9 protein-coding genes are annotated in these 6,790 nt (G+C 63.7%); 4 read left to right on the plus strand and 5 right to left on the minus strand.

What is annotated here, in order from left to right; translation table 11 throughout:
- Positions 1–61 precede the first annotated feature (61 nt).
- Entirely contained in the window at positions 62–346 is a 285-nt protein-coding gene (locus BGN91_RS09455; RefSeq protein ID WP_292612541.1) for a hypothetical protein, read from the minus strand.
- A 310-nt stretch (positions 347–656) separates the two neighbouring features.
- Here BGN91_RS09455 and BGN91_RS09460 point away from each other — a divergent pair, with 310 nt between their 5' ends.
- Positions 657–2,048, plus strand: a complete 1,392-nt coding sequence (locus BGN91_RS09460) for a site-specific DNA-methyltransferase (RefSeq protein ID WP_292612543.1) — start codon at positions 657–659, stop codon at positions 2,046–2,048.
- The gene (locus BGN91_RS09465) at positions 1,981–3,285 is read left to right on the plus strand and encodes a DNA methyltransferase (RefSeq protein ID WP_292612545.1); all 1,305 of its coding nucleotides are present in this window, start codon (positions 1,981–1,983) and stop codon (positions 3,283–3,285) included. Before BGN91_RS09460 ends, BGN91_RS09465 begins: the two co-directional genes overlap by 68 nt.
- A gap of 38 nt (positions 3,286–3,323) precedes the next feature.
- On the opposite strand, the gene BGN91_RS09470 is transcribed toward BGN91_RS09465, so the two are convergent.
- From BGN91_RS09470 to BGN91_RS09485, 4 genes are all read right to left on the minus strand, one after another.
- On the minus strand, positions 3,324–4,541 hold the full coding sequence (locus BGN91_RS09470) for an MFS transporter (RefSeq protein WP_292612547.1): 1,218 nt from the start codon (positions 4,539–4,541) through the stop codon (positions 3,324–3,326).
- Between the two features lie 96 nt (positions 4,542–4,637).
- Positions 4,638–4,919: a DUF3489 domain-containing protein gene (locus BGN91_RS09475; protein ID WP_292612549.1), complete on the minus strand. Its 282-nt coding sequence runs from the start codon at positions 4,917–4,919 to the stop codon at positions 4,638–4,640.
- A gap of 97 nt (positions 4,920–5,016) precedes the next feature.
- The gene (locus BGN91_RS09480) at positions 5,017–5,262 is read right to left on the minus strand and encodes a hypothetical protein (protein WP_292612551.1); all 246 of its coding nucleotides are present in this window, start codon (positions 5,260–5,262) and stop codon (positions 5,017–5,019) included.
- Positions 5,263–5,282: 20 nt separating this feature from the next.
- Positions 5,283–5,552 (minus strand): hypothetical protein, encoded by a 270-nt coding sequence (locus BGN91_RS09485; protein WP_292612553.1) that lies wholly within the window; start codon positions 5,550–5,552, stop codon positions 5,283–5,285.
- 199 nt (positions 5,553–5,751) lie between these two features.
- Here BGN91_RS09485 and BGN91_RS09490 point away from each other — a divergent pair, with 199 nt between their 5' ends.
- Positions 5,752–6,309 (plus strand): elements of external origin, encoded by a 558-nt coding sequence (locus BGN91_RS09490; protein WP_292612555.1) that lies wholly within the window; start codon positions 5,752–5,754, stop codon positions 6,307–6,309.
- On the plus strand, positions 6,287–6,790 hold a 504-nt coding region (locus BGN91_RS09495; RefSeq protein ID WP_292612557.1), incomplete at its 3' end, for a phage terminase large subunit family protein. The genes BGN91_RS09490 and BGN91_RS09495, both read left to right, overlap by 23 nt.

Genomic DNA, 6,790 nt, shown 5'->3' on the forward strand with positions numbered 1-6,790 from the left:
TTGGCATCACACTTTGTGCCCTTGCGAATCTCGGAAATGACGTTGGTGTCGATTAGGTAGTTCACAGCACAATATCGCGCCCGAAGTCGCGCTCACGGGTCAGATCGATTCCCTCCAGCGGCGCGGCAGCAAGCAGCCCCTTGAGGCCCTTGGCGTTGGCCGCACCAAAGCGCTCCCGCAACAGAGCGCGAGCCTCGGTCTCACGTGTTGGGTCCGACAGCGCTTGGGCCACGCCACGAACCAGCGCAGCATCCTCCTTGCGCACCTGCACTTCGACGCGCACAACGCCGCGCCGTTTGAGGCGGCGGCGATGGGCGGAGAGACGTTTGTGCTGTACGCCTGTCATCGAACTTGATCCCTTGTCCGTTTCCGGAAACGTATCCGGAAATCATTCTCGGCGCAATTCGTTGCTAACCCATTGAAATCACGGTTCCTTCCTGGCCGCATTGGTATGCGGGGGGCAATGGCCCGGAATTTCGCTACAGCCAGCCGCAAAATCTGAGTTACCAGTTACCACCCGACGTTGGCCCCCGTGTGCCCTAAAGGCGCGGAATGGCGCGGTTTTTGGCGCCTGCCGAGTGGTAACGCACTGGTGGTTACCAGGCCGCCCCCGTACCACCCAACGAGTCGTCGCCGGTACCGTCCGAAAATTTCTCATGCCGCCCCAACTGCCGGACACGGTCGAGCATTGGCCGATCGACCGGCTGATCCCCTATGCGCGCAATGCCCGCACGCATGACGACAACCAGGTCGCGCAGATCGCAGCCTCAATCGTCGAATTCGGCTGGACCAATCCGATCCTGGCCGATGCGGAGGGCGGCATCGTCGCCGGCCATGGCCGGCTGCTGGCGGCACGCAAGCTCGGCATCGACACGGTTCCGGTCGTCGTTCTCGACCATCTGACTCCAGCACAGCGGCGCGCATACGTCATCGCTGACAACAAGCTGGCGCTGAACGCCGGCTGGAACGAGGAGCTGCTGGCATCGGAACTGCATGCACTGAATGGCGAGGGCTTTGATCTTGAACTCACCGGCTTCTCGGAGGCCGAGCTCGATGCGCTCATGGCGCCGCTCGGTGATGAGACCGAGACCATCGACGATGATGGCGAGGACGCTGCCGACGATATGCCGGCTCCGCCGCGCGAGGCGGTCTCTCGCGCGGGCGACCTCTGGCTAATCGGCAAGCATCGGCTGCTCTGCGGCGACAGCACCGATTCCTCGGTGGTGGCGCGCGTCATGAATGGCGAGCGCGCGGTGCTCGTGTTCACGTCGCCGCCTTACGGAAACCAGCGCGATTACACCACCGGTGGCGTCGGCGATTGGGACGCGCTCATGCGCGGTGTCTTCGCGACGTTGCCGGTCGCGGACTCGGCTCAAGTCCTGGTCAATCTTGGGCTGGTCCACCGCGACAACGAATGGCAGCCCTATTGGCAGACCTGGCTCGACTGGATGCGCGAGCAGGGCTGGCGCCGGTTCGGGCTCTACGTGTGGGACCAGGGCCCGGGATTGCCGGGCGACTGGAACGGACGCTTGGCACCGGCGTTCGAGTTTGTCTTCCACTTCAATCGCAAGGCGCGCAAGCCCAACAAGATCGTGCCCTGCAAGTGGGCGGGCCACGTCAACGACACGCATGGCGGCATCCGGCACAAGGACGGCCACGTCGGCGAGTGGACACATGCCGGCCAAGGCGTCCAGGAGACGCGGATCCCCGACAACGTCATCCGCATCACCCGGCACAAGGCACGCGGCATCGAGACCGAGCATCCCGCGGTGTTCCCGGTTGCTCTGCCAGAATTCGTGATGCGCGCCTACAGCAGTGAACGCGACAACGTCTACGAACCGTTCGCTGGCTCCGGCACCAGCATCATTGCGGCCGAGCGATGTGGTCGACGGACGCGGGCAATCGAGCTCGCTCCCGAATATGTCGATGTCGCGCTCCGCCGGTGGCGCAAACTCTTTCCCGATAAGCCAGTGAAACTCGATGGCGAAGGCCAAAGCTTCGAAGCGGTCGCGCGCGAGCGCGGGGTCGCAATCCCCGACGACGACTGACCCGCTGCAGATCGAGCTCTGGCCGATCGACCGGCTCCTGACCTACGCGGCAAATGCGCGGACGCATCCCGACGAACAGGTCGCTCAGATTGCCGGCTCGATCGCGGAGTTCGGCTTCAACGTGCCGTGTCTGGTTGACGACCGCGGCGTACTCATCGCCGGCCACGGCCGGATCGTCGCGGCAAAGCGGCTCGGGCTGCAGCAGGCCCCGGTCATTCGGCTCGGCCACCTGACCGATGCGCAAGCGCGCGCCTTCCGGCTCGCCGACAATCGCATTGCGCTCAACGCCGGTTGGGACGACGAACTGCTCTCTGTCGAGCTGGAACGACTCAAGGAGGATGGCGTCGACCTTGCCTTGCTCGGGTTTGCCGAGGACGAGCTCGATCGACTGCTCGACGAACTCAACGGGGGTGGGGCATCCGAGGGAGAGGATGAAGTCCCCGAACCGCCTGCCCAGGCGGTCACCCGGCCCGGCGACCTTTGGCTGCTTGGACCGCATCGCCTGCTGTGCGGTGACGCGACAGTTGCGACCGATGTTGAGCGACTGCTCGATGATGCGCACCCGCACTTGATGGTGACCGACCCGCCGTACGGGGTCGAATACGATCCCAACTGGCGAGTGGAATCAGGTGTTTCCTCGACCGCGCGGCCCGGCAAAGTCAACAATGACGACCGCGCCGATTGGCGCGAGGCCTGGAGCCTGTTTCCGGGCGAGGTCGCTTACGTCTGGCACTCGGGGATTTACGCCCGGACCGTGGCGGAGAGCCTCGATGCCTGCGGCTTCCTGGTCAGAGCCCAGATCGTGTGGGCCAAGCCCCGCCTGGTGCTGAGCCGCGGCGACTATCACTGGCAGCACGAACCGTGTTTCTATGCGGTGCGCAAGGGAGCAAGCGGACACTGGCAGGGCGCGCGCGATCAAACCACGTTGTGGACCATCGCCACCGGCGAGAACGACGAGGCGACCGAACACGGCACCCAGAAACCGGTCGAGTGCATGCGCCGGCCGATTGTCAACAATAGCGCCAAGGGCGACCTCGTCTATGAGCCCTTCGCCGGATCCGGTTCGACAGTCATTGCTGCCGAGTCCGTGGGTCGCGTCTGTCTCGCCATCGAAATCGATCCGCGCTACTGCGATGTGGTTATCCAGCGTTGGCAACGACACGCTGGAGGCAAGGCGATCCTCGCCGGCGATGAACGGAGTTTCGAAGAGATAGGAGCCAGACGGCTCTCCAAATAAATGGGCACTGGTCGTGCCTCGACGTCGAGCACACCTGCTTATGCGGGTTTGCGACCATCGAGCCGATGTCTCAAGGGAAACAGCCCGACAAGCGTAATGATCGTGAAGACCGCACCAGCGAAAAACGTCGCTTGCGGCCCGGACACATCCCAGAGCGCCCCGGCCACGACACTGGCCAACAGCAGAACCACGCCGGTGATGAGATTGAACACACCGAAGGCGGTCCCGCGCAGTTCGGCCGGTGCGGCATCGGCAACAAGCGTTGCGAGCAGACCCTGCGTGAAACCCATATGGAGGCCCCAAAGAGCAGCTCCAACAAGAATCCCGTAGATGTTGGGCGAAAGGGCCAAACAGAGGTCGGCGACAAGCAGGAATACAAGCCCGACAATCATGACGGTCGCCCGATTGGCTTTGTCGGACAGCACACCGGCTGGATAGGCCGACACGGCATAGAAGATATTCATGACGATCATAACCACCGGCGCCCACATGATCGCGAGTCCGATGGACTGGGCCCGCAGGACCAGGAACGCTTCGCTGAAACGGGCGAGTGTGAACACGGCTGCTACGGCAACCACCCACCAATAGGCGCTTCCCAATCGTCCAAGTTCGGCACGGCTGAGCGGCATGCGGACCTTTCGGAGCTCGAGCGGTCTTTCGGGCTCCCGCACGGCGAAAACGATGAGAAAAAACGACAGGAACGCCGGAATAACGGCAATCCAAAACACCACGACGAAATTGTTCGCGGCCCACCACATGAAGGCGATGGCGAGCAACGGACCCATGAAGGCACCGATGGTGTCGAGCGACTGGCGCAGCCCGAAGCTTGCGCCGCGCACCTCCGGAGGGCTCAGATCGGCGACCAGAGCATCGCGCGGCGCACCACGAATGCCCTTGCCGACCCGGTCGATGAAGCGTGCGGCGATCAGCCATTCGACGGTTGCGGCCAGCGGAAAAATTGGCTTGGTGAAGGCTGCAAGACAATACCCGAGTGCCGCCAGAAACTTCCTCTTGCCGAGCCAGTCGCTGATCGCGCCCGAAAAAACCTTGGTGATCGAGGCCGTGGCTTCGGCGATCCCTTCGATGAACCCGACCGTCAGTGTGGATGCCCCCATGACGGTCACCAGATAGAGCGGCAGTAGGGCATGGATCATCTCGGAGGAGACATCCATGAGCAGCGACACGAAGCCGAGCGCCCAGACACCTCCCGGAATCTGCCGCCATTTTGGACTGGCTAGGGCTGGGGCTTCAGACATCGCTCGGCTCCGGTGGCGCAATGGACAATGAGAGAGGCGCCGGCTGCGCGTCAAAGACTACGCGAGCCGGCGCCTGAAGTCAGAGGCGATGTACGGTCAGGCCTTGATTCGATAGACCCGTCCGCGCCCCTCCACCTTCTCGGACTGAACGTTCAGGCCAAGCTTCTTCTTGAGTGCGCCGGCGAGCGCGCCGCGCACCGTGTGCGCCTGCCAGTCGAACTTCTTGACGATCTCATCGATCGTGGCGCCCTCGGGACGCTTGAGCATTTCGATGAGTTGCGCCTGTTTGCTGTTGGCGCGTGTGCCGGGGGTCTTCGCTTTTGCTGGGGCCTTCCGCTTCTGAGCAGTTTTGGTCTTCGCCTTGCTTGTCTTTGCCATCTCGGGCTCCTTCGTAGTCGGGCGCGACTATCGCGACCCTTCTACGACCCCGAGCCCCGCGTTGGGGCGGGGCAGAGCTTTGAGGGGCAGAAGCCAATCAGTTTCGGTGCGACAGCACGCGGTCCATGGACTGCTGGAAGGTTTCGTTGGGGAGTGCAGTCTCTGCGGCGTGCCGGATCACTCCGAATATGCCAGCCTGTACGCGCCTGACTGCCTGTTCGAGTGTCTCTCCGGGCAAAACTTGGGCGCCGCAGTTCGCCAGGAATTTTCGCAGCGCCGGTTCGCGCGCGGCGGCGACGCGCGCGCGAATCTCTGCGGGAGTGAGTCCGCTCCAGTCTTCCACGACGATGCTCCTCTCGATGATCACGCGGCCGCTTCGGCCATGATTTCGCAGTCGGTGACGAAGCCGACCAGATAGGGCAGCCCGCGCGGAACGCCGGTCTCGCGTGACGTGCGCCGATCGATTGTCCAAGTCATCCAGCGATCGATGGCGATTTCGATTGCTTGCATCAGGATCCGTCCCTCGAATAAGCCGTTGGCCACGTCGTCGGCGAAGTGCCGGCCATGGCGGCTGTCGAGGAAATCGCGAACACCGACGTCTGAGCATCCGGTCGCTTCGCCGATGGCCCGCATGGCGAGCGGCCAGGCTTCGGCGGGATCGGCATGGTGGCGGATGGTGCCGAAGAAGCCCAGGCTTCATTGTTGCTGGCCAATGTGGCGATCTTGGTCATGGTGGTCTCCGTTCGGTGATGACGCCATAAACGCGCTGCTTCGGCCCGGAGCCAAGCGGATAATCGGATCATTTGATTGCTTTTTTCGCGCCAGGACCATCATGGGATTATCGATCCGCGCTTATGCCCGCCGGCGCGGCGTAAGCCATGTTGCGGTATTGCGCGCCATCAAGCAGGGCCGGGTCCCGGTCGAGCCGGACGGCTCCATTGATCCGGCCAAGGCCGATGCGTCGTGGGAGCGCTCAAGCGATCCGGCGCGCACGCGAGCGAAATCGAAGGCTCCCGCCGAGAAACTTCGTCCGGTCGGCGAAGCCGCGCTCGGCTCGGTGCGCGAGACGCTGAAGGAGCAAGGGCTGCCGGCCGGCGGCAACGTCACCTTCGTCCAGGCGCGCACTGCGCACGAGATCGCCAAGGCGCATCTCGCTCGCCTGCGACTGCAGCGCATGAAGGGCGAACTCGTCGATCGCGCCCGCTCGACCGCGCTGGTGTTCCGGCTGGCGCGCGAGGAAAGGGATTCCTGGCTCAACTGGCCGGCGCGAATTTCAGCAATGATTGCTGCGGAGCTCGGCGTCGAAGCGCACGCGGTACAAAAGATCGTGGAAGGGCATGTCCGCGCTCACCTCAGTGAACTCGCCGATGTCCGGCCCGAATTCCGGTGACCTGTTCGCATTTGATGGCGCGGAGGAACTAGACCAGGCTTGGCGTGACGGCCTGACGCCCGATCCGTCGTTGACCGTCTCGGAATGGGCGGATCGCCATCGGCTGCTGAGCCCGCGCGCTTCGGCGGAGCCCGGCCGATACCGCACCGACCGCACGCCATACATGCGGGCGATCGTCGATGCGCTGTCGCCGACGCATCCCGCGCGCCGTATCGTGGTGATGAAGTCCGCGCAGATCGGCTTCACGGAAGGCGGAAATAACTGGATCGGATACGTCATTCATCATGCGCCCGGGCCGATGCTCGCGGTGCAGCCGACCGTCGAACTCGCCAAGCGGTTCTCGCGCCAGCGCATCGATCCGCTGGTCAGCGAAAGCCCGGCGTTGCGGGAGCGCGTCAAGCCTGCGCGCTCGCGCGACGCCGGCAACACGGTGCTGTCGAAGGAGTTTCCGGCGGGGCTCCTGGTCATCACCGGTGCGAAC

Origin of the sequence: Nitrobacter sp. 62-13, from assembly GCF_001896955.1 — a bacterium.
Lineage (GTDB): Bacteria > Pseudomonadota > Alphaproteobacteria > Rhizobiales > Xanthobacteraceae > Nitrobacter.

Excerpts from the sequence above, each read along its gene's own strand:
- BGN91_RS09465 (WP_292612545.1), top strand. The coding sequence starts at position 1,981 with ATGGCGAAGGCCAAAGCTTCGAAGCGGTCGCGCGCGAGCGCGGGGTCG.
- BGN91_RS09470 (WP_292612547.1), bottom strand. The coding sequence starts at position 4,541 with ATGTCTGAAGCCCCAGCCCTAGCCAGTCCAAAATGGCGGCAGATTCCG.
- BGN91_RS09485 (WP_292612553.1), bottom strand. The coding sequence starts at position 5,552 with ATGCGGGCCATCGGCGAAGCGACCGGATGCTCAGACGTCGGTGTTCGC.
- BGN91_RS09460 (WP_292612543.1), top strand. The coding sequence starts at position 657 with ATGCCGCCCCAACTGCCGGACACGGTCGAGCATTGGCCGATCGACCGG.
- BGN91_RS09475 (WP_292612549.1), bottom strand. The coding sequence starts at position 4,919 with ATGGCAAAGACAAGCAAGGCGAAGACCAAAACTGCTCAGAAGCGGAAG.
- BGN91_RS09455 (WP_292612541.1), bottom strand. The coding sequence starts at position 346 with ATGACAGGCGTACAGCACAAACGTCTCTCCGCCCATCGCCGCCGCCTC.
- BGN91_RS09490 (WP_292612555.1), top strand. The coding sequence starts at position 5,752 with ATGGGATTATCGATCCGCGCTTATGCCCGCCGGCGCGGCGTAAGCCAT.